The 26,254-nt window shown below is 48.0% G+C and carries 19 protein-coding genes; all 19 read left to right on the top strand.

Annotated elements, in window-relative coordinates:
• Positions 1-138 precede the first annotated feature (138 nt).
• Complete coding sequence (gene rfbC / locus FRH_RS18065) at positions 139-687, top strand: dTDP-4-dehydrorhamnose 3,5-epimerase (RefSeq protein WP_281997445.1); 549 nt, start codon at positions 139-141, stop codon at positions 685-687.
• A 12-nt stretch (positions 688-699) separates the two neighbouring features.
• Positions 700-1,962 (top strand): hypothetical protein, encoded by a 1,263-nt coding sequence (locus tag FRH_RS18060; RefSeq protein WP_281997444.1) that lies wholly within the window; start codon positions 700-702, stop codon positions 1,960-1,962.
• Positions 1,963-2,001: 39 nt separating this feature from the next.
• On the top strand, positions 2,002-2,925 hold the full coding sequence (locus FRH_RS18055; protein WP_281997443.1) for a hypothetical protein: 924 nt from the start codon (positions 2,002-2,004) through the stop codon (positions 2,923-2,925).
• 50 nt (positions 2,926-2,975) lie between these two features.
• Positions 2,976-3,269 carry a hypothetical protein gene (locus tag FRH_RS18050; RefSeq protein ID WP_281997442.1) on the top strand — a complete coding sequence of 98 codons (294 nt, stop codon included), beginning with the start codon at positions 2,976-2,978 and terminating at the stop codon, positions 3,267-3,269.
• Positions 3,270-3,289: 20 nt separating this feature from the next.
• Complete coding sequence (gene wecB / locus FRH_RS18045; RefSeq protein ID WP_281997441.1) at positions 3,290-4,405, top strand: UDP-N-acetylglucosamine 2-epimerase (non-hydrolyzing); 1,116 nt, start codon at positions 3,290-3,292, stop codon at positions 4,403-4,405.
• 163 nt (positions 4,406-4,568) lie between these two features.
• A complete protein-coding gene (gene wecC / locus FRH_RS18040; RefSeq protein WP_281997440.1) occupies positions 4,569-5,849 on the top strand; it encodes a UDP-N-acetyl-D-mannosamine dehydrogenase in 1,281 nt (426 codons plus the stop codon).
• 98 nt (positions 5,850-5,947) lie between these two features.
• The gene (locus FRH_RS18035) at positions 5,948-9,775 is read left to right on the top strand and encodes a glycosyltransferase (RefSeq protein WP_281997439.1); all 3,828 of its coding nucleotides are present in this window, start codon (positions 5,948-5,950) and stop codon (positions 9,773-9,775) included.
• Positions 9,768-10,925, top strand: coding sequence for a glycosyltransferase (locus FRH_RS18030; RefSeq protein WP_281997438.1), 1,158 nt, complete (start codon positions 9,768-9,770; stop codon positions 10,923-10,925). The genes FRH_RS18035 and FRH_RS18030 overlap by 8 nt, the downstream gene beginning before the upstream one ends.
• 75 nt (positions 10,926-11,000) lie before the next feature.
• Positions 11,001-12,446 carry a heparinase II/III family protein gene (locus FRH_RS18025; RefSeq protein ID WP_281997437.1) on the top strand — a complete coding sequence of 482 codons (1,446 nt, stop codon included), beginning with the start codon at positions 11,001-11,003 and terminating at the stop codon, positions 12,444-12,446.
• A gap of 53 nt (positions 12,447-12,499) precedes the next feature.
• Complete coding sequence (locus tag FRH_RS18020; protein ID WP_281997436.1) at positions 12,500-13,120, top strand: hypothetical protein; 621 nt, start codon at positions 12,500-12,502, stop codon at positions 13,118-13,120.
• A gap of 76 nt (positions 13,121-13,196) precedes the next feature.
• Positions 13,197-14,630: a mannose-1-phosphate guanylyltransferase/mannose-6-phosphate isomerase gene (locus FRH_RS18015; RefSeq protein WP_281997435.1), complete on the top strand. Its 1,434-nt coding sequence runs from the start codon at positions 13,197-13,199 to the stop codon at positions 14,628-14,630.
• A 2-nt stretch (positions 14,631-14,632) separates the two neighbouring features.
• Positions 14,633-16,075 carry a phosphomannomutase gene (locus FRH_RS18010; protein ID WP_281997434.1) on the top strand — a complete coding sequence of 481 codons (1,443 nt, stop codon included), beginning with the start codon at positions 14,633-14,635 and terminating at the stop codon, positions 16,073-16,075.
• Positions 16,076-16,113: 38 nt separating this feature from the next.
• Entirely contained in the window at positions 16,114-17,916 is a 1,803-nt protein-coding gene (locus FRH_RS18005; protein WP_281997433.1) for an FkbM family methyltransferase, read from the top strand.
• An 88-nt stretch (positions 17,917-18,004) separates the two neighbouring features.
• The gene (gene glmS, locus FRH_RS18000) at positions 18,005-19,852 is read left to right on the top strand and encodes a glutamine--fructose-6-phosphate transaminase (isomerizing) (RefSeq protein ID WP_281997432.1); all 1,848 of its coding nucleotides are present in this window, start codon (positions 18,005-18,007) and stop codon (positions 19,850-19,852) included.
• 6 nt (positions 19,853-19,858) lie between these two features.
• A complete protein-coding gene (locus tag FRH_RS17995; RefSeq protein ID WP_281997431.1) occupies positions 19,859-20,911 on the top strand; it encodes a hypothetical protein in 1,053 nt (350 codons plus the stop codon).
• A gap of 151 nt (positions 20,912-21,062) precedes the next feature.
• Positions 21,063-22,406: a phosphoglucosamine mutase gene (glmM, locus tag FRH_RS17990; protein ID WP_281997430.1), complete on the top strand. Its 1,344-nt coding sequence runs from the start codon at positions 21,063-21,065 to the stop codon at positions 22,404-22,406.
• Between the two features lie 119 nt (positions 22,407-22,525).
• Complete coding sequence (locus FRH_RS17985; RefSeq protein WP_281997429.1) at positions 22,526-24,592, top strand: glycosyltransferase; 2,067 nt, start codon at positions 22,526-22,528, stop codon at positions 24,590-24,592.
• A gap of 15 nt (positions 24,593-24,607) precedes the next feature.
• Positions 24,608-25,522, top strand: coding sequence for a glycosyltransferase (locus FRH_RS17980; protein ID WP_281997428.1), 915 nt, complete (start codon positions 24,608-24,610; stop codon positions 25,520-25,522).
• Between the two features lie 12 nt (positions 25,523-25,534).
• Positions 25,535-26,230, top strand: coding sequence for an acyltransferase (locus tag FRH_RS17975; RefSeq protein ID WP_281997427.1), 696 nt, complete (start codon positions 25,535-25,537; stop codon positions 26,228-26,230).
• The last annotated feature ends 24 nt before the right edge of the window (positions 26,231-26,254 follow it).

Raw genomic sequence — 26,254 nt, 5'->3', positions numbered from 1 at the left:
TTTTTTATTAGTGATTAGTGATTAGTGATTAGTGATTAGTGAATAGGTAATAGTAAGTACATTCACCACTCACCACTCACCACTCACCATTCACCATTCACCATTCACCATTCACCATTCACCATTCACGGCTCCCCAATGCAATACGAAAAACTTGACATTCCCGATGTGGTTCTACTCACGCCACAGGTGTTTGGAGACGATCGGGGTTTTTTTATGGAAACCTTTCGCCAAAGCGATTTCGAAGCGAATTGTGGTGATTACCAGTTTGTTCAAGATAATCATAGTAAATCCAAGCAGGGCATACTGCGTGGGCTGCACTACCAGCATCAAAAGCCACAGGGCAAACTAGTGCGCGTTACCCAAGGTGAAGTATTCGACGTAGCGGTTGATATGCGTAAGCACTCAACCACATTTGGGCAATGGGTGGGAGTAACCCTAAGTGCAGCAAACAAACAAATGCTATGGGTGCCCCCAGGTTTTGCCCATGGCTTTTATGTAATAAGCGAAGAAGCAGAATTTCAGTACAAATGTACTGACTATTACGCACCTAACGATGAGGTATCCATCCGTTGGGATGATGCCGCAATAAATATTCAGTGGCCTTTGGTTGATGCAGGGTCCCCCAGCCTATCTAAAAAAGATGAGGTGGGTTTGGAGTTTTCAAAAGCACCTTATTTTTGGTAGGGGTTGATAGATATGCAAAATGATATGAAAAGCGCTCAGAAAGCCCTGTTGTCTGTGTACGTGTCAACAAAATGCTTTGAATCTGATGATGCTTTTATTAAAGAAGACCTCGCGGGGTTAGAAGGTGCTGCCCAAAAAGGCATAGAGGTCGAAAATGGCTCTAAAGCAATGTCAGCTGAAGAAGTAACAGAGAATGAAGTTAAGCTGTTGCTAGATTGGTTGAAAAAGAGTGCTGATCATCACTGTCATATTATTTGGCCGCACCCTGTGCCGTGGCTAGCAGCCAATATGGATAACGGTCAAAGTGCCAAAGAAATACTGTGGCTCTGGTGCAGTCAGGCGAATGCTGTTGTTGATTTCTATAAAAAAAATCGTAGCCAAGTAACAATGGAAGGCTACGTGCCTGGTGTGAGCGTAAATGACTCACCTTCTCTCATTAGCTCTCTGACATTAAAAAAAATACCCTCCATTAATCTGTTGATGGCGAGCCAGCTGCTACTAGATGAAAAGTTTTTACAACAGTCCTACAGCTATTTAAAAGCGTGCAGTGTCCAAGTTGCCCCCTTTAGCTTGTCTTCGTTAGAGTTAGTGGAGAAATGCAAGGAGGAAGCTGTACGGCCATTAGTAGCGGAGCAGCTGGCAGAGGAAAATGGGTTGCTGCTCGAGCAGCTCTTAGTAGTTCAAGAAGAGCTAGAGGCAAACTTCATAAAGCTTAATGAGTTTAAGCGTGTCAAGAAGGACTATGAGTTAGTGCTTAACCAGCTGCACCAGACACAAGAGCAGCTGGTAGAAAATACAGCAGGAACGCAACACTATAAAAAACAGGCGGAGAGCCGCCAAAAAACCATTAATGTACTTAAGCAAGAACAGCAAGTGATTCGTCACCAGTTTGAGCGTATTACCCAGTGGCTACGAACCAGTGGCCAACGCCATGCGGCAGCCGCTTATCGCTATAGCCGCCCCTTCAAACGTGCGCTACCCAAGCAGTTAGCCTCTATTAAAGCGAGCAGCTTCTTCGATGAACAATGGTATTGTGAACAATATCCGGATGTAAAAAGATCAGGCATCGATCCCGCTGAACATTATTTGAAATTTGGCGCGATTGAAGGTCGTAACCCAAGCGATTGCTTCGATACTTACTTTTATTTGTGTGAGTATCCCGATGTGGCCGCCTCTGGCCAAAATCCATTGCTCCATTACATTCGCTACGGCCAGCATGAAGAGCGACTTCCCGCTAAGCCGCGTAAAAGCCTACCGGCCCCTATCCAGCACTAAGCGAAGCGCCTACTAAGCTGCCTAATAAAGCGAGTCATTATGAGCACACACTTACTCTATCTAGGGCCATTACGGCCTGAAACAGTTTCCTTGCTAGAACCACTAAGCTCTACAGAGCAAGCTTTGTTCGTTATGCCTTCAGAGAGCAGTGAACAGTGGAAAGAGGTGCAGACTGCCTTTCCCAACGCAACGCAGCAGGTGATGAGAGTTGCGGAAACAAGTGGTGAAAAGCCCTATTATGAATTTAATTTGCCAGAATTTAACGCCAGCCAGCCCGCTACAGGGCTGTATCAACTGTATCCAGGTTTAGAGCTTATTGAAAGCAATCCCCAGCCCTTGGTGTCCGTCGAAAAACTGTTGAGCGAGCTTGAGAATCCGCATGTGAATACCCTAGTGGTTGAGCAACCGGAACTCGTATGGCCGCTGCTGCAAGCGTTGGCAGCACTACCCATCTCCAAACAGATCAACAGGATATGGTTCAGGTTAGGGTCGGTACCGCTTTATCAAGGCATGCCTGCGGCAAAAGAAATACTGAGCTGGTGCCAAGAGCAAGGGTTTGAGCTCAAGGCTACGCATGATGAAGACCCAGATTTACCGCTGCTCCAATTAAGCCGTCACCCATTTTATAACCGTTGGCAGGATGAAGCCGAACATTCAGCTGCATTGGCTGAGCAGTTAAAAGCCGCCCAAGCCGCCATCGAAACCAGCCAAGCAGAGCATCAAACCCTTTCCGCCCAGCACGAACAGCTACAGCAGAGATATGAAGCACTGCAAGCGCAACAGGCCGAGCAAGCAGCGCAGCAAACAGCGTTGCAAGAAAAGCTCGCCGAGCAGCAAGCGCTTCAGATAACAATGGAACAATTGCATAAAGATATAAATAAAAAATTTGAAGAGCAGCATGGCTTTATTAAAGACGCTGCCAATGCGTTGGGTCAGCATATCACACGCCGTACAGCTGATTAGCATTGAGTACTGCATAAGTAACTGATTTTAGTGACTGAGAGTTAGAGAGCATGGATGTGACACAACGAATTGTTGCTAACGCTGCAAAATATTTTCGAAAAGGCAATTATCAAGAAGCCTTAAGCCTGTACCAACAAGCAGCTAAGCTTTATGATACCCGCTTTTTTAGCGCTAATATCGCTGTATGCCAGCAGCGGATAAACGGCAAAAGACCTAGCGATCAAGTAAGGCAAGCTTTGCCTGCTGAATCGAGACAGCTAAAAGAGACGCAAAGCTTATTAGAGCATTATTACCGCCGCTGCCAAGAACTGGAATATCAACTGTTAGAAACCGCCACGCCATAGGCAAGGAATAGGGAACACCAATGAAAGTTTTAACCGTGTTTGGTACACGCCCTGAAGCCATCAAAATGGCCCCGCTAGCATTACAGTTAGCGGAAGATGATCGTTTTGAAGCCAAAGTGTGTGTAACGGCCCAACACCGCGAAATGCTTGACCAAGTGCTAGCGCTATTTGAGCTAACGCCCGAATACGACCTCAACATCATGAAACCGGGCCAAGACCTCAACGATGTTACCTGCGGTATTTTGCAAGGGTTAAAGAGTGTTCTGGAAGAGTTTAAGCCGGATATTGTATTAGTACACGGTGATACGGCCACTACCTTTGCCACAACGCTCGCGTGCTACTACCAGCAAATTCCCGTAGGCCATGTAGAAGCGGGCTTGCGCACGGGCAACCTGTACTCACCCTGGCCGGAAGAGGGCAACCGCAAGCTAACCGGCGCGTTAGCTGCCGTACACTTTGCCCCCACCAATACCTCCAAGCAAAACCTGTTAGAAGAGGGTATTGCCCCCGCCACTATTCACGTAACCGGCAATACGGTGATTGATGCGCTGCTGGAAGTGGTTGCAAAACTCAAGAACCAGCCGGAGCTTGCTGCAGAACAATCCAAACGCTTCCCCATGCTAGATGCTAGCAAAAAGCTAATTCTGGTCACCGGCCACCGGCGTGAAAGCTTTGGTGGTGGTTTTGAGCGCATTTGCCAAGCCTTGGCGGAAACCGCAAAAGCGCATCCTGAAACACAAATTCTCTATCCCGTACATTTGAACCCCAATGTACGGGAGCCGGTAAACCGCCTGCTAGCCGATGTGGGCAACGTGCATTTGGTAGAGCCGCAAGACTACCTGCCATTTGTTTACTTAATGAACCAAGCGCACATTATCCTGACAGACTCTGGCGGTATTCAAGAAGAAGCGCCCTCATTAGGCAAGCCCGTGCTGGTAATGCGCGATACCACTGAACGCCCTGAGGCCGTAGAGGCAGGTACCGTGAAATTAGTAGGTACCGATGTAGCCGCCATCACCAGCGCCCTCAACACGCTGCTAACCGATGAGCAGGCGTACAACGCCATGAGCTACGCCCACAACCCCTACGGCGATGGCAACGCCTGCCAACGTATTCGCGATGTGTTAGCGAAGTAGTACGCGTGCTAGCTTTGTCATGCTACGGAATAGCCCGGATGAGTGGGATAAAAGAAAGAGTACTTATTTGTGTAAGTACCTGTTGCTATAAGAGCTTCTCTGTATAAGTACTTATCCGTGTTTTCAGTGGCTAACTAACTTTACCTTTTGCAAGAGCATGAAAATGAAATTCGATACTATCTCCATGATTGGCTTGGGCTACATTGGCCTACCTACCGCTGCGGTATTTGCCTCACGTAAGAAAAAAGTCATTGGCGTTGATGTTAACCAGCACGCCGTAGACACGATTAACAGCGGCCAGATCCATATTGTAGAACCTGAGCTGGACATGGTGGTACACGCCGCCGTTACTGAAGGTTTTTTACGCGCAACCACCAAGCCTGAACCCGCTGATGCCTTTATGGTGGCAGTACCCACGCCGTTCCACACTGACGAGCATGGCCAGAATCACAAAGCCGACTTGAGCTATATTGAAGCTGCTTCCAAATCCATCGCTCCCGTTCTGAAGTCAGGCAACTTAGTGGTGCTGGAGTCTACTAGCCCCATTGGTGCCACCGAGCAAATGGCGGCATGGTTAGCAGAAGCACGGCCAGACCTCACATTCCCGCAAACTCACGGCGAAGCCTCGGATATCCGCATTGCTCACTGCCCAGAGCGTGTACTGCCCGGCCATGTGATTCGTGAGCTTGTTGAGAACGACCGCGTGATTGGCGGTATGACCCCTAAATGTGCCGAAGCTGCCTGTGCACTTTATGAAATAGTGGTAGAAGGCGAGTGCGTGCCTACCACTGCCCGCACGGCAGAAATGGCCAAGCTGACCGAGAACAGCTTCCGCGATGTGAACATTGCGTTTGCCAACGAACTTTCCACTATTTGCCACGAGCTAGACATTAATGTGTGGGAACTGATAGCGCTGGCAAACCGCCACCCACGGGTCAATATTCTGACCCCTGGCGCAGGCGTAGGGGGCCACTGCATCGCTGTAGACCCCTGGTTTATCGTAGATGCCTGCCCAGAACAAGCCAAGATTGTTCGCGCCGCCCGTGAAGTGAATGATGCCAAACCCCAATGGGTGCTATCGCGCGTAAAAGAGGCGTTAGATTATTACCATCAACAAAACCCTGAAGCTAAACGCAGTGACCTTACCGTGGCCTGCTTAGGCGTTGCCTTCAAACCCGATATTGACGACCTGCGCGAAAGCCCCGCCCTAGGCATTGCAGAACAAGTAGCCGCCCTAGGTTGCCGTCTACAGGTAGTAGAGCCCAACATTGAAGCTCTGCCTAAAACACTTCAACACCCCAACGTAGAACTAAAAACCCTGGAAGAAGCGCTAACGCAAGCAGACGTAGTGTGTGTACTCGTGAAGCACAAACCGTTTATCAAAAATGTCGAGAAAGTACGTGAAAAAGAGAGCGTCATCGACGCCGTAGGCTTACTGGGCTAAAGCCTATCGTAAGAGTGAGGGGGTGATGAGCAGCACAATCATCCCACTCACCATTCACCACCCACCACTCACCATTCACACTTCATCAACGGACACCCATGGACGAGTTGCTTTCACACGCCTCTAAGCTAGCGGAAACCTCTGCGCAACCAATCAATGTGCCTATTCAAGGAAGAATTGCCTATGTGGTAAGCCATGGGCAAAGTTACGCCAGCAACGGCTACGCGATTAGAACCCAAGGGATTGCCCACGCATTGAACCAGCACGGGTTTGAAACACTCTGCTTTGTGCGCCCAGGCAGGCCGTGGGAGCTGAACGCAGAAAGCAACGTAGCACCGGAAACAACCATTGAAGGCGTGCGTTATATTCATACACGCTGGAAAAGCGATGCCACCCCAAAAAACGGCAAGCCGCTGTTAGAAGAGAGCATCAATAAGTACATAGAGTTATTCAGGGTGTACCGCCCCAGCGCGGTATTGGCCGCTTCTAACCATGCAGTGGGACTGCCTGCGTGGGTGGCCGCTAAGCGGTTAGGCCTACCGTTCTATAACGAGGTACGCGGTTTTTGGGAGCTTTCACGTGCCGCCCGCGAACCCGAGTATGAAAACAGCGCAGCCTTCCAAAAAGAAGCCGAGCGTGATGCCTTTGTAGCACAGCAGGCGCAAAAGGTATTTACCCTCAATCAACCCATGCAAGAAGAGCTGGTAAAGCGCGGCGTAAAGCCTGAAAACATTGCCATTGTGCCTAATGGCGTGACCGCGCTTCCCAGCATCAAACCAGCTAACCCAGCTTTGAAAAAACGCCTAGGCATTGAAGAGGGCGATAAAGTAGTAGGCTATATTGGCAGCTTTAATGCTTATGAAGGCATAGAGGTACTGCTGGAAGCCTGTGCCCAGCTGGTAGCCCAAGGTGAAAAAATCAAGCTGCTGTTGGTAGGTGACGAGCAGCCGATCACCAAAGTAGTAGGCGACCATAGTGTAACTAAAGAAGCAGACAGCACCCCTTGGTTGATACAAGTAGGGCGGGTACCTCATGAGCAGGTAGGCGATTACTACGCATTACTGGATGCAGTCGTGATTCCCCGCAAGCCGCTAGCCGTTTGCAACATTGTGCCGCCGATTAAAGCGGCAGAAACGCTTTCTTACGGTAAGCGCCTAGTGGTTTCTGATATAGCACCCTTGATAGAATACGCAAAAGAAAACAAAGGAGTCGTGAGTTTTAAAGCTGATAATGCCAGCAGCTTGGCCGAATCTCTTCAGGGGGCACTGAAGCTTCCGGCACCCAAGTCGAGTACCGAGTTACTGTTCTCCGCGCATACCGTGACGATGGCTAAGGTGTTGAAGGGGGGAGGGGCGGGGCAAGTGCAGAAGGCTGCGCCAAAACCAAAACTTCTCACGACTATCGATCCTCTGGTCAAGCTTGCCCAGCGTCTAGCCAAGAAATGTCAGTCCGCGCTTCTTCCCACTGAAGGGCGAGTGGCCTTGGTGGCAAGCTACCACTGGGGCGTTAATAAACCAGGCTATGCCAAGCGTGTTCAGCAGTTGGCCAAGCGGTTCCAGGCTAGTAACCAGGAAGTGCTGTGCATGGTGGGCCCCTTTGGGGTTGGAAACCAAACACAGTTTGGAGAGCCCGAAGTGATCGAAGATGGTGTGCGTTACTTGCACGGCCAGTGGCCGCAGGGAGCGGCCCCAACCACGGCTGAAAGCGGTTTTATCTCCAGCGTCGAGATGTTTAGCGAGTGGTTCAAGTCGCATAGGCCCCAGGTGGTCGTGGCTGCGGGGGACTTCACCTCGGCTTTGCCAGCCATTGTGGCCGCTCGGCAGCTATCACTCCCGGTCATCAAGGAGCAGCTACACTTCGCCGATGTGTTTGAGGAAACTCAGTCCCTTGGTCTTTTCGAGAGACTTGACTTCGCCCAGAAATTTGCCGCCGAGCAGGCTTGCCTAGAGCTGGCAGATGCCAGCTACTATCTCTATCCGGGTGATGAGGCTAGCTGGGATGCCCTACGGCAGGTTGTGGACCAGGTGTGCCTTGATGCACCATCAGAAAAACCGTTAGCAACGCTCAAGCCAAAAAGCCGCTACACCGTCAGGCAGCCTGTTGAAGGCGCCGGGCTCTACTTTCTTGAACTAAATGCTGAGGACGCTGCCAGCGGTAACCCGAAAGGTATCGTGGCCAGCTTTCGGTTTCTGGGCAGGGATGGCAAGCCTTTGCCGGAGAAGCTACCGGGTTTCTCATCGTCCAAAGATTTTTCCCACTATCAGTACGTCGATACATCTGCAGCCAATGGGAGGCACCGCTCGCTGGTGTTCCAACTGCCCGCTGGTGTTAACCAGGTGGAGGTCGACGTTGTTGCCTTTGTGACTCAGGACCGGCTTACCCTGCATAATGCCAGAGTCGGCAAAGTCAGCCTGGTGGAAGTTGCTCGCTGGCTTAGCCTCAAGGTACCAGGCGTTCAGTGGATCAAAGCCGTAGACGTCTTTGTTCACAAGGAGGGCGCTGCTAGCCTGCGCCTGGCGCTTCTCGATTATAAGCACCGCCTTTCAAAGCACCCCAATGACCAAAAGCAGCTCAACGGAGCCATTCAAGAAATGGTCGAGCTGGACCGTGCCTGGTTGCCTGAGCTGGCCCATAGCGGCAAGATATTACCGATCAAGGCAAACGGCCGATTGACCGTGGCCCACCTTCATAAGACCGCTTACCCCTATGAGAATACGGGGGGAGCGATTCGTTGCCTGAACACAGCGCTCTCTCAACAGCGCATGGGCATCGATCCCTATATCGTCACGCCAATTGGTTACCCCCTCTCCGCTGGCGTTGAAGGGGCCAAGAACCATGAGATGATCGAGGGTATTGAGCATTTTCGCATCGGTGCCAATACCAATGGCCTGCGAGGCATTTCCCTCGCGGATCGTACACGTTACTCGGCATTCCATATCGCTAAGCTACTTAAGCAGCGTGGGGCCAGCGTGATTCATGCGGCCTCCGGAGTGCGCGGCTACGAGCTTGCCTTGCAGGCATTGGCCCTGAAGAGGCTCACAGGGCTGCCGCTGCTTTACGAAGTCCGTTCCTTCCACGAGCATACCTGGACACCGGTACGCAACGATGTAATGGAACTCGAAAGAACGCAGCTGCGGGTGATAAAGGAAAACTTCTGCATGGACGAGGCCGATTTTGTCACTACCATCTCCTACAGCATGAAGAAGATCCTGATTGAGCGGGGCGTGGCGCAGGAGAAGATCGAGGTCATCCCCAACGCTATCGATGAAAGTAAGTATCTCGGCAAGACCTTTTCGCCGATGCCCATTCCTGGACTGGAAGGGGCTGAGTTGGTGGTCGGGTATATCTCGAATATGTCACGCCGTGAAGGGCACCAGTACCTGATACGGGCCATCCATCAGCTGCGTCAGAGAACAGGCCGCGATATCCGAGGGCTGCTGGTCGGTAATGGCCCCGAGCGCGAGAGTCTGGAGCAGTTGGCTGCCGAGCTTGGCATGGAGAAGATGATCGTCTTCCCGGGAGAGGTCGACCATAGCCAGATCAACGCCTACTACAAGGCTATCGACCTGTTCGTAATCCCACGCATTCCCGATTACGCTGCGGATTGGGTGACGCCGCTCAAGCCCTATGAGGCCATGGCCCTGGAGCGGCCGATCATTGTCAGCGACCTGCCTGCCCTAAAAGAGATCGTTGGTGATCATGAAGAGCGCGGGCTGGTGGCCAAGCCTGCTGATGTGGAAAGCCTGGTTACGCAGCTGCAGCGCTACATCGATGACCCAGCCATGCGTCAAAGTAAGGTGAATACCGCTAGAGAGTGGGTGTTTGCTGAGCGGACCTGGAGCGCCAATGCCAAGCGTTACGATGCAATCTATCGCCGCTTGATGGCGAACCATGACATTAGCGACAAGGAGATGCCGCATGCTTAATATCGTCAAAACACCTGAAGGACTCTGGCAAGAGTTTGCCAGGTTGGCCAAGCAGCCAAGCGTTATCGATTCTGAGCTGCACGATGAAACGAATGACCACTTCGTGCTTGCCTATGGCCCGGTCGCCCAACGCAATCAGTTCCAGGCACTGCTCTACTCGGCGCAGGATCAGTTCAACGTCAGCATCGTGCCGATTCATGACCTTGGCCTGTGTGGGGAGATTCCCTGGCCCGGCAAGGTAATCTGCCACTTCCATTGGATTCATGACAAGACGAAGAATGCCAAGACCGAGGCTGAAGCGGATGAAGCAGTGGTGTACTGGGAAAACTTGCTGCAACGCATTAAGGGGAATGGTCATAAAATCGTGTGGACAGTCCACAACGTGATGCCCCATGAAACGGTGTGGGTCGAGCAGGACAAGAAGATTCACCAGATGATGGCTGACGCCGCTGATGCCCTGCATGTCATGGCAAGTGACAGTGCCACGCTCACCGCACCTTACTATACCCTGGACGAGCGCAAGATGTCCGTGGTGCCACACCCTACGTATGAAGGGGCTCAACCGGACGAGGTTTCTCGGGCCGAAGCGCGCACTCAACTGCAGATCAGCGAGGATGAGTTTGTCTTTCTTTCCTTCGGCGCAATCATGGAATACAAAGGTTATGATCGGCTCATGGCCGCCTACGACCAGTTGCGTGGTAAGACAGCAAAGAAAACGAAGCTAATAATCGCTGGGCTGCCATCGGATAAAGCATTAGTAGGGAAAATAGCTGCTTGGGGTGAGGATAAGCCGGATGTCATTCTTGATATGACGCCTGTACCGCACGATAAGCTACAAGTCTATTTCCGCTCTGCTGATATCTCAGTGTGCCCTTATCGACGGACCATGAACTCGGGCGCTGCTATGATGGCTATTACTTTTGATGTGCCTGTGCTTGGCCCCAACAGTGGTGGTTTTTTGGATATCGAAACTAGTGGTTGTGGTGTTACGTTCAATAACACAAATGACTTGGCACTTGTTGAAAAGATGCGTTCTTTGGCTGATGAAAAGCTGTTGGCAAGTGAAGATTTAGTGAGGGCTAAGAAAAAATTAACCCCTCTGGCTATATCGAAATGTTTTTTTTCTAATATTAAAGAGATGGTGGTCTAATTGTTAAAGTATTCTCCCTCCCCATATGTTACTTGGATTAAACATTTATCTGAGTATGAAGGCGGTTCTTGCGTAATGGTTGAGAAAGATGGAGGTGTAGAGATACTCGTTCATCCAAATCACAAACCGCTTTTTGTGCCTAATTCTGGCAATTTATATAACACAATAGATAAAGAAGATAAGACTATACAGCTTTATTTTTATTCACTTGCTTGGGTTGTGCCTATCCTGGTTCAAGGTGATGAGGCAAAAGTTGCTGCAGCTTTAAGTGTAGTATCAAATATTTTTGATATCCCAGCTGAAGATGAGCGCACCGGTGCTTGGAACATGCTATGGGATGATCATGCTGTATGTGAGCGGCTTTGCGTTATAATTGAGTTGTTACTAATAGACGAGCTGCGATTTCGTATAAATTGGAAGAAGTTTGAGGATCATCTTGAAAAGACATATGGTTATATAGAAAAACTGGTGCGCAGTGATAGGTGGCTTAATAATAATCATCGCCTATTTCATTTTTTAGCCTCGTTTGTTTATTACCATTATAAGTGCAATGACGAAAAAGTTGCAGAGTTTGCAAGTCATATTTCAAATTTTTGTCATGATCTGATAGATATAGAAACTGGGTTTGCAAGAGAGCAGTGCATATCATATTGCTTTTTTGATATTAATGTTGTCGAGAAAGTGATGAAAACACTTTCTGGACTATCAATTAGGATTGACTTTGATGTCGATGATGTGCACAAAAAACTTCTTCATCATATTAATGCAATAGCGTTTCCTGATGATACATTGCCTGCCAGTGGCGATACTCCTTATGGCTTGAAGTTAAGTAGTTTTCAAAAAAAGTTTAATGTTTCTGATTCTGATTTAAGTGGTTATTGGGCGAGATTGGATAAGCTAGGTTTCTATCGCGGAAAGTCTAAGGATGAAAAGTTTCAATTCTTAATGTTAGATCATAATGCTGAGAGTGGCCATGGTCATTATTCACCATTGCATATAGATCTATGGTGTTCAGAATTTGGTCCAGTTTTGGCTGATGCTGGGGGGCCATATAAGTATGGTGATAAGCAACGATATAATTGGTTTAGAGCTTTAATGGGTCATAATTCGTTAGCTATTAACGATGTTGGTGAATACAGTCATAAAATGGTTGACATTGTTTCTGACAGAAGTGGTGTTAGTGGCTTTATTCGGTATGATAATGCAAGCCACTCTAGAATTGCTTCTGCTTATGAGAATGAATTTATAATTTCTGAGAATATTTTTTCAGAAAAAGATTGGAGTATATATTATAGTTTTGCTCCAGGGGTTTATGTTGATGAGTTGAATCCTGCTGCTTTCGTACTTCAAAATGAAAAGGGTCACAAGCTTTTGTTTTCTTTTTCATCGGAATCATTGCCAATAGTAATTAAGAAAACTAGTCGTTGTATCGGTCACTCTTTATCAGTCGAAGGTGATAGCCTGCATGTATCTGGAGGTAAAGGGATGATGTCTTATGCGATCAGTATTAAATCGCTTTGAAACGAGATGATTAAATTTCTAAATGAACTGTTCTATTTGGATGGATTGTTTTGATGGATAAGTTGGTTGATCCTTATTTCGAGTTTTTTGGTGACTTTTTAGAGCGAGAAGTTCCAAATGCCTACAGGATATATTTAAGAGGTCGGCGATATCTTGAAGAAGGTAACGTTGAAATGGCTAAAAAATGTGAAGCGCTAAACTATCTTCTTCATAATAGCGCAATACCATTTGATTCAGTTTTGGGAAATAATACTAGATTTGCTTATGGGGGTATTGGTGTTATATTGCATAAAGATGTAGAGGTTGGTGATCATTGTACTATTGGTGCTAATGTTACATTAGGTGCAAAAAGAGATTTTGGTAGAAAAAAATTAAATGGCGATTTGACAAGTACCCCTCTTTTGGAAGATTGCGTTTATCTTTCTGCTGGTGTGAAGATTGTTGGAGCTGTTGTAGTAGGTGCATTTTCTATTATTGGGCAAAACTGTGTGCTAACTAAAAGTGTTCCACCCTTTTCAGTAGTTGTAGGTGTCCCAGGTAAAGTGGTTGACTCTATTACACCTGAGAATATTCATCAATATAGGAGTACTTTTCTGCCTTTAAGAAGGTTGAGTGATGATGAATTTAATACCATGTTTATGGATTATTATTCCAGGTTTTCAAAAATTTTGTAGCGATTTTGTTGGTAGGTTACCTCTAATCTATATTAGTGGTATGTCAAAGTGTTCTAGAATAAATTAGGTGAAAGAAATGCATATTTTAATCATAGCAGGAGGGGCGGGGTCGCGACTTTGGCCTGTTTCTCGTGAGTCTAATCCCAAGCCATTCATTAAAATAGAAGATGGTTTATCACTTCTTCAGAAAACATTTTTGCGTGCTAATGGGATTGATGATGTTGAAAGTGTAATGACGGTTACTAACTATGAGCTCTTCTTTCGCACTGAGGATGAATACAGAGATTTATTCCCCTCTATGCCACTCCATTATCTGCTTGAGCCCTTTGGGCGCAATACTGCCCCAGCCATGTGTGCAGGAGCTCTAGAATTAAAAAATAGATATGGCGACGATGCATTAATGTTGGTATTGCCAGCAGATCATTTAGTTCGAAATGACGCCGCTTTTACCAAAGCAGTAGCTTTAGCTAGTAAAGCTGCCGAAAATGGGCAGTTAGTAACCTTCGGTATTCAGCCCACTCATGCAGAAACCGGCTTTGGTTACATTGAGGTGCAAGAAGGTAGTGATGTGACTGCGAATCAAGTGCTGAAGGTTGCCCGTTTCGTTGAGAAGCCTGACCATGAACTGGCTCAGCAGTATCTAGCAGGTGGCCGACACCTTTGGAACTCTGGCATGTTCTGCTTCCGTGTGGGCACGTTGCTGGAAGAGCTGGATTCTCATGACCCAGACTTGTTGCAGTGCGTGTCATTAGCCCTGGAAGCGGCGAGTTGTAGCGAAGGTACAGGACATACCGTCACACGCTTGATGCCTGAGACTTTCGGAGCTGTTAAAGACGATTCTATTGACTATGCCTTAATGGAGAAATCTGACCGAGTTGCGGTAGTTCCGTGTGACCTAGGATGGAGCGATATCGGCTCTTGGCAGGCTATGGCTGGGCTCGTGGAGCCAGATGAATCAGGAAACCGAATTGTTGGTAAGGCTGAAGTAGAGGGAAGTCTCAATACCTACATTCGTAGCCCTCATCGTCTTACCGCTGCAGTAGGCGTTGAAGATCTGATAATAGTGGATACTCCCGACGCGCTGCTGGTGGCCCACAAAGATCGCAGCCAGGAAGTGAAAAAAATCGTCCAGCGACTCAAGGCCAGTGGTGGTGAGTTGCATCAGCACCATGTCACCGCACATCGCCCTTGGGGCACCTATACCGTGCTGGAAGAAGGCGAAGGTTTTAAGATGAAGCGCATTGAAGTAAAACCCGGTGCTTCGCTTTCCCTTCAAATGCATCATCATCGTAGTGAACACTGGATTGTGGTCCGCGGCACCGCCAAGGTGGTCAACGGTGATCAGGAGATTCTGCTGCGTACTAACGAGTCGACCTATATTCCTTCCGGCCATAAGCACCGCCTGGAGAACCCAGGAATCATTCCGCTAGTGATGATTGAAGTGCAGAGCGGCGAGTACTTGGGCGAGGATGATATCGTGCGCTTTGAAGATAGCTACGGGCGTTGCTAATCATGAAGTCTCCCAATATCAACGAGGTTTTGGCGGAAAGTGGGGTGGCTTTTGGCACCAGCGGGGCACGCGGGTTGGTTGAGCGGTTCACTGATGATGTTTGTGCGGCCTTCACGGCCGCCTTTTTATACGTTATGCGAGAACAAGGTGAAATCAATCAGTTAGCCATCGGGCTTGATCGCCGCCCCAGCAGCCCAGCGATGGCTGCAGCATGTACTGCTGCTGCCCGGGCGTTAGGTGTTCAGGTAACCGACTACGGTGTGCTTCCAACGCCAGCACTAGCTCTCCAAGCCATGGCCGATGGTGTGCCGGCTATTATGATTACTGGTAGCCATATTCCCTTTGATCGCAACGGGATTAAGTTTTATCGGCCGGACGGTGAGATTACGAAGGCAGATGAGCAAGCCATCATGCAGGTTGCAAAGGCATTACCTTCCCTGTCTGATGTCAAGCGTGAGATCGTGAGCAACCGTGCCTCAGACAGCTACAGAGCACGCTACAGTGAGTGGTTTTTTGGTCAACCGCTACTTGGTCGGCGCATTGGGCTTTATCAACATTCTGCAGCTGGTCGAGACCTAAACCAGCGAGTACTTGAGGATCTTGGAGCTGAAGTGGTGGTGCTCGGCCGCAGCGAACAGTTTGTCCCGGTAGATACGGAAGCTGTCAGCGATCAAGATCGCGCCAGAGGAAGAGACTGGGCACGTAAATATCACCTTGATGCATTACTGACAACCGACGGTGATGGAGACCGACCGTTGTTGGCCGATGAGCAAGGTCATTGGCTACGTGGCGATATTGTCGGCCTGTTGTGCGCTCGAGCGCTAGGAATCCAGGCGCTTGCAATACCTGTTAGCTGTAATACTGCCATTGAATTGTGCAAGGCATTTAATAAAGTCTTACGTACGCGCATTGGCTCTCCTTATGTATTAGCTGGGATGGCGCAGTTGGCCGTGGAACATGAGCGTGTCGCAGGTTTCGAGGCGAACGGAGGCTTTATGTTGGGTAGTCCAGTGACAGCAGTAGAGCGTGGGCTTGTCTCGTTACCAACCCGAGATGCATTGCTCCCCGCGCTAACCCTGATGGTGGCGGCTGCTCGTGAGAGTAAACCGCTTTCGGCTCTAGTAGCCGGGCTGCCAGAGCGCTATACCTACAGTGACCGGGTCAAGAACTTCCCTACTAAACAGAGCCAGTCTCTTCTGGTCCGCTGGCAGTCAGACCTTCCTGCTATGCAGGCGGCGCTGGGCTTGGATTGCCAAATTATCCGGGTAGATACCACTGATGGCCTGCGAGTTACCTTGGACAACGGTGATATTGTGCATTTGCGGCCATCAGGAAATGCGCCTGAATTACGCTGCTATGCAGAGTCTGATAGCGAGAATCGGGCAAGTGAACTAGTTTTTCATGTTTTGTATAAACTAGAGTGCTGCGTTAAGCATGATCATTAAGCTATGCCACGCAAAATAAAAGCTAAGTAGAGGGCTGGATGAATTGTTTTCTTTGGACTGAGGCATCTCAGGAACGCTATAAACTGACACTGAAGCAAGAACCATTTCAGCCTTTTCTATTTTTGAGCTTTCTAGAGTTTTCTCAGGCTCAAATTGTGTTAGATATCGGGGCTAATGTTGGTATGTACAGTTTGCTATCTACACTCGCAGATTCAGTAGATACCATCTATGCCTTTGAGCCGGAGCAAGTCGCTTACAAAGCATTAGAAAAAAATATTTTGCTTAATGGGGTTGGTGGTAAAGTCCAGCCGAGTAATTATGCTATTTCTGAGAAGGAAACAATACTAAAATTTGCTACCCATGCTCCCATGGCAGGCGTCAACGGTGTTTTAGATTCGTCAATTCATGACTCCAGACTTTTCAATGAATTTACGGATGTTGAGGCGGTTTCAGTTGATGGATTAGAAGGCCTGAAAGGTAAAGTGTTGGGGATAAAAATTGATGTTGAAGGTCATGAGCTGAATGTTGTTCACGGAGCTAAGCAGACCCTTTTACATTCTCCTGCAATTGTACAAGTAGAGCACTATCTTGGAGGGAGTATTGATCGGGAATTGTCTGAGCTAGGCTATTTTCGAATTTTTGCTGCTGGGCATGACCACTACTTTACAAATATTAAGAACTTCGCAAATCCTCTGTTTGTCATGCGAGCAATCGAGTATGCGGGCACACTTCTAGTTGAAAGTCAGGCAGGCCGTTGGCCTATGGATGGAACAATAAAATATGCGGTATCTCTATCGGCTCATAAGAGCGATGGTAAGGTGAAAGTTAGTACTGAGAAAGATAGCCGCTTTTTTTCAGAAGATGTTGAGTATGCATTTTACCTTTTGGAGAATGGTAAGAAAGTTGACGAAGTATGGTATACCCCTGAGCCCTACACTGAGTTTCCTTTTAACGAAAAAGCTGAGTCTATTGAAGTTAAGGGCTTTGTTCGTGAAAGAAAGGTTCCCGAGAAGAAAGCGGCGACGGGTTTGTTTGTCAAAAAGCCTGTTGAAGGCTATCGAGCAGAGTCAGCTGTTGATGAAGCACTAGGGCTGCCGAGCCAGTATACGGCAGTTGCCAATCAATTAGGCGGTGCATGGTTGGGCTACTCTGATCTTAATCTTGCTCCCTTGTTACAAGTCGTTGCGGATGAAGAACCTAAAAGCATTCTTCAGCTGGGCGGCGATTTATCAGCGTTTGCGATTGCTCGTAAGCTTAAACAAAGTCATCGAGGGCATTTAAATGTTCTCTATGCACAAGGCCAAGCCTTTTCGTTCAAGCAATGCTATCAGAGTATTGGTGAAGGATCTCAAGTTCTTTCTCGCTGTATGAGTATGCATAGTGTTTCTAGCGCTTATGAGTTTGAGACAACGCTAAGATCTTTAATACAGCACTTACACTCAGTGGTCCATGTACTGATCAGGGGGCAGTTTCTTGTAGATATTGGAATAAGCGTTGCGGAGTTGATACCGTTGTTTATTGACCTTCCCAAGGGCAGTAAGCTGTATACAGAAGGCCTTGCCAATACATCATACAGGCAAGAATTGACTGAGTTGTCAGCTAAGTATGACGTAACTATAGAGTGGCTTTATCCGCATTCGACGATAAAGATGCCTGGCAAGCTGAGTTTTGAAGAGCCTCAAGGCGTTACGGATAACGGGTTATGGGCGATGGATGAGACGCTGGAACAAAGTGCCGGGCTTTTATTTTCAGCTACAAGTGACGACCACCCCGAACGTGCCTTTGGTCTTGACTTCTCTTTGCCTGAGTCTCGCGACAAAGGTAATTCTAATAATAATTAATATTTTGTTGTGCTATTTTAGGTGATGACCCCGCTTATAGGTGAGTGGGCCATAGACTTTTTAAGTTTTAAGTGGGAAATAAATAGGTATGTGCGGAATCGTCGGCGCCGTGGGCGCAATGGAATGTAACCCTTTTTTGCTCTCGGGCTTGAAGGTTCTTGAGTACCGTGGATATGACTCTGCCGGATTAGCGGTGTTAGATACTTCTGGAACATTGGTGCGTGCTCGGGCTAAGGGCAGGGTAACTGAGCTTGAAACACGTGTTAAACAACAGGCACTTAGCGGTACTATCGGCATTGCCCATACCCGTTGGGCAACCCACGGGGTGCCCGCAGAGCGTAATGCCCACCCGCATATCTCGGCAGGCTTGGCCGTGGTGCATAACGGCATTATCGAAAACTACGAAGCCCTGCGTGAACAGTTACAGGCGTTGGGCTATGTGTTTACATCAGATACCGACACCGAAACTATCGCTCACCTTATTCAAGCGTGCTTTAAAGGTGAAATAGGCGAACCCGCAGAAAACCTGTTTTCAGCTGTTCAATGTGCGGTCAAGCATTTAACCGGGGCGTTTGCTCTGGCGGTCGTCAGTGAAGAAGAGCCGGATGGCCTCGTGGTGGCCCGTGAAGGCTCGCCGCTGATGCTGGGCATTACGGAAGAGGGCCACTACGCCGCATCTGATGCCTCTGCGCTGCTCTCAGTCACTCAGCAAATGATGTATCTGGAAAATGGGGATGTTGCCCGTTTAACCCGTGATGCGGTGGTGGTGGTAGATGCTGTTGGCCAACCTGTTAAGCGAGATGTCGTTACCTCTCACCTTTCTGCCAATGCGGTAGAACTGGGTGAGTTTAACCACCACATGCAAAAAGAGATGTTTGAGCAGCCCCAAGCGCTAGGCAATACGCTGGAAATGCTCAGCGGGGCAGGGCAGCTGCACCCCGGTATTTTTGGGGCCGATGCTCAGGCCGTGTTTGAGCAGGTAGATTCTGTATTGATCTTGGCTTGTGGTACATCAAGCTATGCGGGCATGACTGCCAAGTACTGGATAGAGCAAGTGTCCGGTATTCCTTGCAACGTGGAAATTGCCAGCGAATACCGCTACCGCGTGAGTGTGCCCAACCCGAACCAGCTGGTGGTAGTAATATCTCAATCTGGTGAAACCGCAGATACGCTAGCTGCGTTACAGCACGCCAAAACGCTGGGCCACACCCATACGTTGGCCATCTGTAACGTGCCAGAATCCGCCATTGTGCGTGAAACCGCTCTGCGGTTTATTACCCGTGCAGGGCCAGAAATTGGCGTGGCCTCTACTAAGGCGTTTACCACTCAGTTGGCTGCGCTGTTTTTGCTTACCTTGCTGCTGGCGAAGGGCAAGCAGCGGCTATTAGAAGCCGATGAAAAGGCTTACCTAGAAGAACTGCGCCACCTGCCCATTGCGGTTGAAAAGGTGTTGAAGTTAGAACCTAGCATTCAAGCTTGGTCACAGCAATTTGCCAATAAACACCATGCGCTGTTTTTAGGCCGTGGCCGCCACTTCCCGGTTGCCTTGGAAGGCGCGCTGAAACTTAAAGAGATCTCCTACATTCACGCAGAAGCCTACCCAGCAGGGGAGCTGAAACACGGCCCGCTCGCCCTGGTCGATGCCGAAATGCCCGTGGTGGTGGTGGCCCCCAACGATGAAATGCTGGAAAAGCTAAAAGCCAACATGCAGGAAGTGAGTGCCCGCGGTGGTCAGCTGTATGTGTTTGCCGATGGTGATAGCACAGTGAAGCCATCTGAAGGAGTGAATGTACTGGCAATGCCAGAACACTACGGCTTGCTTTCTCCCGTGCTGCACGTGGTGGCACTTCAGTTGTTCTCTTATCACGTAGCGTTGGTAAAAGGCACCGATGTGGATAAGCCGCGCAATTTGGCTAAAAGTGTCACTGTGGAGTAAGGCGAGTTGAACAAGAATTCTTTAAAAGTACCTTCTATTCGTTTTCAAGATATTGAGCGGGCAAGTTGCTGGCTCTCCGCTTCAGCTAACCTGTTAACTTTAGGTACAGCTATCGGTATTGTGATAGGTTTTGCGCTAGTATGGCATTATTTGAATGGCTTTGAGATTGGCTATGAGATTGTAAATGTTTTAGGATCTCCACAGCATCTGCTAGTTGCTGCTGCTGTTGCCCTGGCGTTTTCGGTTTGGCTAGTTGGTCTTTTTCTAATGATTCCTTCTATGCTTAAGATCTTGAGTGACCCTAGTTCTCGTTATAGAGAAAATACGAGTTGTATCCCAATATGGTTTTTTCATCTTATATTGTGTTTTTCCCCGTTTATTTTTTTCTCTTTATTGCTCTGGCTTGATGTGCCGATTTTTTTGCAAGTTACACTTTTTATTGCGTTGCTAACTATGCAAACTGCCATGTTTTATTTTTTTCATGGAGGCCCGCCTAAAAAGAAATGGTGGGATGATAATCAAGGAATTGGGTGGATAGGCTATGTTCTATCACTTCTGTTGATACTTACAGTTCTGTTTGCGCTGCTTTGCTACGGACTCTTATTGATAGGTAAATTAGCATATCAAAGTACTGAAGCAGGCGGTTTAGGCCTATCTCTGGTTTTAGTGGGATATTTTCTTTATTGCATGGTTATAGTATTGAGTGTGCACTGGCGGCAGGGTGTGATTAGTTATCTTGCCTCTGGCTTAGTTGCTATTTCATTACTTGCTCTATTTTTCGCTAATATTAATAACAGTGCTGTCGCGCTCATTCGAATAGGCCATTATCAAGGCGATTTTATAGTGACTGAAAAGGTGATAGATAAGCTAGGTGAGGAGCATAATTTTCAGTTAGCTGCCATGTTGACAGAAGATATATGGAAAATTGAAAACGCTTGGGTGATTGCTAACCTTCCAGACCGGATCATTCTTTCTCCCACGAAAGATATTGAAGGGAAATTTTCGATCCCAAAAGCTGAACTTCGCCCAACATCCTACTGGTTTGATGGTCATAACTGATAATGTTGTGGCGTTACCTGAGTGGCGATGCACTGCCCTCCGAACTTGCCCTTTTGCACGTTACAGCACGCGCATTCACTGTGGTCTTTCACCCCTTCACGACTAATTTTCATTTTGTACTCCTCATCATCTATTTTTAGGTTTTTAAATCATGCGACACTATTTTGGCACCGACGGCGTTCGCGGCCGTGTAGGCGAATTCCCGATGACACCGGCCTTTGCTATGAAGCTAGGCTGGGCGGCCGGTAAGGTATTGGGTGCTGAAGGCGTTAAAGAAGTTCTTATCGGGAAAGATACACGTGCCAGCGGTTATATGCTGGAATCTGCTTTAGAAGCGGGTTTTTCAGCAGCGGGTGTGAATATTGCGTTGGTAGGCCCGCTGCCTACGCCTGCGGTGGCATACCTTACCTCTACGTTTCGGGCCGATGCGGGCGTGGTGATCAGTGCGTCTCATAACCCGTTTTACGATAACGGCATTAAAATTTTCGGCCAGGGCGGCTTTAAGCTGACCGATGTTCAGGAGCAAGAAATTGAAGCCATGCTGCATATTGCCTTAGAAGGCGGAATGGAATGTGTGGAATCGGAAGCGTTAGGTAAAGCTCGCCGTGTTGATGATGCCGCTGGTCGTTACATCGAGTATTGCAAAGCTGTGTTGCCCAGCTCGTTAAGTTTGCAGGGCCTTAAGATAGTGGTCGATTGCGCGAACGGTGCAGGCTACAAAGTGGCTCCGGCCGTGTATAGAGAGTTAGGCGCAGAGGTGATCAGTATTCACGACCAGCCTAATGGCGTGAATATCAATGCCAAGTGTGGCGCAACCTCAATGGGTAGCCTATGTGGGGCAGTGCTGGCCCATGAAGCGGATTTGGGTATTGCGCTGGATGGCGATGCAGACCGCTTAATGATGGTGGACCACACAGGCACCGTAGTAGATGGTGATGAACTGTTATTCCTGTTAGCAAAAGATGCCAAGCAGGCGGGCTACACTGGTGGTGTAGTGGGCACGCAGATGAGCAATTTAGGGCTAGAGCAAGCCTTGAATACATTAGATATACTGTTTGTGCGTGCTCAGGTGGGCGACCGCTATGTGATGGAACAGCTTAAAGCCACTGGTTGGCGTTTAGGTGGGGAAGGCTCTGGGCACCTGCTAAGCCTAGACCACGCCTCCACGGGTGATGCTATTATTGCCTCACTACGTGTGCTTACCTCGTTACTCAATCAAAGTAATACGCTGTTTATGGCGAAGCAGGGCATGCAGAAGTTGCCACAGGTATTGGTTAACGTGCGATTTAAAGCTGACGAAGGGGATCCGCTCGCGAGCCGAGATGTGCAGCAAGCTCTGCAAGAAGCCGAGTTAAAGCTAGGTGCCGAAGGACGCGTCTTGCTGCGTAAGTCTGGTACAGAACCGTTGATTCGGGTAATGGTGGAAGCCAGCGATGCTTCTCTTGCTGAGTGGTGTGCACAACATATTGCGAATTCTTTGCCTCAAACGGTGTGAACATCTATGTACCTCGTGATTACTTAGGTGGCACGATACGGCCGTTACTAATTTTATTAGCTCTTATTCATCTGCCTATTGCTAAGTAGGCTTTTATTTTAATACTAGGCTTGATTATTATGCTGTTTCAAAAAGGTAATGAGCTACTGCGTGATGGCGCTTATAAACAGGCTGCTCAGTACTATATAGATGCATTGGCGCAGCATGGTAACTTGGCACCAATTTGTGTAAATTTGGCATTTTCGCTAAGAAAGATTGATGATTCATTATTTGTAAATCAGCTGCTGAAAAATGCTTTTATTGTTTTATACCCTAAGACGCATCTTAAGAAATATCAGCGGATCGCTGATTCAGGGTTGGTAGATGAAAACTGGTATAGAGAAAGCTATAAAGACTGGTTAGATAGCGAAGTCGACGTGGTTTTTCACTATTTGGTTGTTGGCTGGTGCCTGGATTTTTATCCGTCTGCAAGTTTTAATGGAAGTGCTTATCTTTCGGCTAATTTTAAGCTCTCAGTTAAACGTGAAAACCCACTTATTCATTTTTTATATAGAAAAAATAAAAAAGAGAAAAGCAAAGAGAAAAGCAAAGAGAAGAATGTATCTGAAACCTCCAACTTAGCCATTCAACTCTGGAATGGCCACTCTGAATCGGCGCTGAAAGCCTTGGAGGCTCTGCACCGTGATGATAGCAATACAGAGGTGTCTCGCTGGTGGGCGTTGTGGCATATCGCTAGATGGCGTTATTTCTGTGGCGAATTTGAAGAGGCTCTAGCGCTAGCTAAGCAAATGCAACAACTGGCGAAGGCAAATCGGTCACGTAAAGAAACGGTGTACTTGGTCTATTTCTGCTTGCTGATGCTGGGGCAGCCAAAAGAGGCGTACACAGAGCTGCAAGCGTATGTGCAACAAAACCCCAACGATGCAGATGCTAAATTTGCGTTAGCCAACGCTGCAGAAGACGATCAGCAGCGCATCGCGCTCATCAATCAAGCCTATGCTGTGCATGGCTTTTCTGGCATACGGCTGAAAGATAGAGCCAAGCCGCTTTCGATGAGTAATGTAGTGGGCCTGCCTGCGGCGAAGGTGAAAGGGCGTTTGAAAGTCTCGATTGTGATGCCTATCTATAATGCCGGTGAGCAGGTGCGCATTGCGATTGAATCGTTGTTAGCGCAAACCTATGAAAATATTGAAATCATCGCGGTAGATGACTGCTCGCCCGATAATACCTTTGAGATACTCAAGGCGTTAGAGAAACAGGATGCGCGGGTAAAAGCCGTACAGCCTACTAAAAACGGTGGGGCCTACGCTGCCCGCAATGTTGGCCTTAGCTACGCTACGGGTGATTTACTCACCACCCACGATAGTGATGACTGGTCTCACCCGCAAAAAATTGCCACCCAGGTGGCCTATTTAGAACAGCACCTTGATGTGAAAGGCTGCTCTGCCCATTGGATTCGCGCCCACGAGAATTTGGCCTTTACCCAAAACTGGCGGCCTAATAATGTGCTTATCCATTGGAGCCAATCATCGTTCATGTTCCGCCGTGAAGTGTTAGAAAGCATTGGCGAGTGGGACCATGTGCGCATCGGCGGCGACACCGAGTACATCTGGCGAATGCAGGCGCACTTCGGCAAAAAGGCATTCGCTAAAATCTACAGCGACACGCCGCTTGCCTTTGCACTGGATGAAGAGTCTTCCCTCACCCGTACTAAAGCCACGCATGTGCGCACGGTGTACTTTGGGCTACGGCATATTTACCGTGAAATCTGCGCATGGTGGCACGCCAATCACGCTAACTTGCACGTGAAAAACGCGAAAGAAAAGCGCACGTTCCCAGCCCCCCGCAGCATGTTTGAACGTTCAGACGAGCCGCTGGTATTCGATACCGTGATCGCTGGGGATTTCTCCCGCTTGCAAGATTGCCAGCAAGCCGCACGCTGGGTGAGCCAGCACGGCAGCCAGAAAGTGGCGCTGTTCCACTGGCCTAGCTTTCATAAAAAACCAGAGTCACTCTGCAACCTCTATTTTGAAATGTTACATCAAGGCAAGGTTGAGCCTATTGTGATGGGGCAGGTTGTACAGGCTGAGAGTTACTACGTTACAGAGCAAGAGTTGCTCGACTACACTTTAGACGGCTACCCAGAGCTAATAGGCTTGGATACTTGGAAGCTTTGGTATACATAAATAAAGAGATTTTCTATGACAATTGCTGCTCTAGCACATAAAGGCCTATTGGACGTTTCTCCTGCTGTGTCAACTATTGATGATGCTGAGGTTAGCTTAGCTTTTGCGCTGGATAAAGGGTATGTCGAGTGCTTCAAAGTCATGCTGGCAAGTATGGCTAAGCAGGGCGCGCTTTGTAATAGTCCAATCGTGATTTACTCGGATGATGAGACGCTTTTTGATGATCCAATTATCAAGCTAGTGTCTGATAAACAGGTGCTTTTGAGAGGAAGTAAAAAAGACACTATCTATTCTCTTGCAAGAGATAACGTTAAAAGGCCCGAAAAATCAGACTGGAATCGTGGCACTTTTCTCAAGTGGTGTGTGTTTGAACCACAGGCCACTCGTCGATTGCTTTTCTTAGATGTCGATATGTTGGTGCTAGGTTCACTGGAAGGATTGTTGAATAGCTCGAAAGATACTCCTCTGGTGACGTGCCCTCAATTTCAACAGTCGTTGAAAGAAGGCGATGTGCAGAACCAGCTTTTGGATATGCTGAGGGGAGATTTTGATGCAAAGCATAAGCGGCGTATTAATTCTGGTGTGATGTTGATCAATGAGGCTTTGTTAACGGATGCGTTTTTTGATGAAATAACGGGGTATGCAGGCCAGCGCGTTGCCATTCATGAACAAGGTCATCTGAGTGATTATTTTGGCAAGAAAAGCGACCTTTTTGCTATGGCGCCATCTAAATACAATTACCAGGACAGCTATCTCCGGTTGTTGAAAAATGAAGGCTACCAGGAAATTCTAGATCAGGTTTCAGTACTACATTATGCAGGCGGTGCAAAGCCTTGGAATGATGCCGGTAGCAAACTAGCTGGTTTGGCTTCTATCGATATTTGGCACGAGTATAAAAAACTCGCTCATGATGTTCTTTTATACCGGTAAGTAGGTAAACAAGTGATTGAGTTTTTAGAAGAAAGTCTGCCTAGCAATGTAGTGTTCAACGCTTCTTTTGATCCGAGTAGTCGTGTGCTACTGGCGTCGCACACAGTCACAGCACTGCAGAATAATAAACTAAAAATAAGTATTAAACAGCATTCTGGAAAAAAGCCCTTGGCGGGCGTTGTGGTTTCTATTGGGGCTGTCGCTGGTCATGTTTCCATATCTTTGAGCGATCATTCTCAAAAAGTGACTATTGGTCACTATGTTAAAGGCAGTTACATGCTGCGCCTTACTAGAAAAGCATTAGTTGCTATTGGTGATAAGACAACCTCTAATGGTATCAGTGTTTACTGCAATAACTCAGGTTTTTCGTGTGGGGTTGACTGTATGTTTTCTAGTGATGTTTTAATACAGACATCCGATCAGCACGGTATTGTGGATCTGGAAAGCGGAAAAATTATTAATGATGAGTGGAAAACCACGGTGCTTGGCGATCACGTTTGGTTGGGTAGAAATTCAAGCCTAGCTCCCAACGTTACGATTGGTGAAGGATCCGTAATAGGTACCGGGGCTATCGTCACAAAAAATCTGCCTGAAAAGGTGGTTGCTGTGGGCGTGCCAGCCAAGATTGTTAAAGAAAACCATTCCTGGAGTCGGCAACCAGATGCTTTTGACGATTTTTCTTTGCAATATATCCAAGAGCTAAGCTAAGCAGCTCTGTAGCCTTAAGTAAGA

The organism is Halomonas sp. A020 (assembly GCF_027943625.1).
Lineage (GTDB): Bacteria > Pseudomonadota > Gammaproteobacteria > Pseudomonadales > Halomonadaceae > Vreelandella > Vreelandella piezotolerans.
Note: the sequence above shows the minus strand (reverse complement) of the source record. Positions and strands in the feature narration are given on the sequence as shown.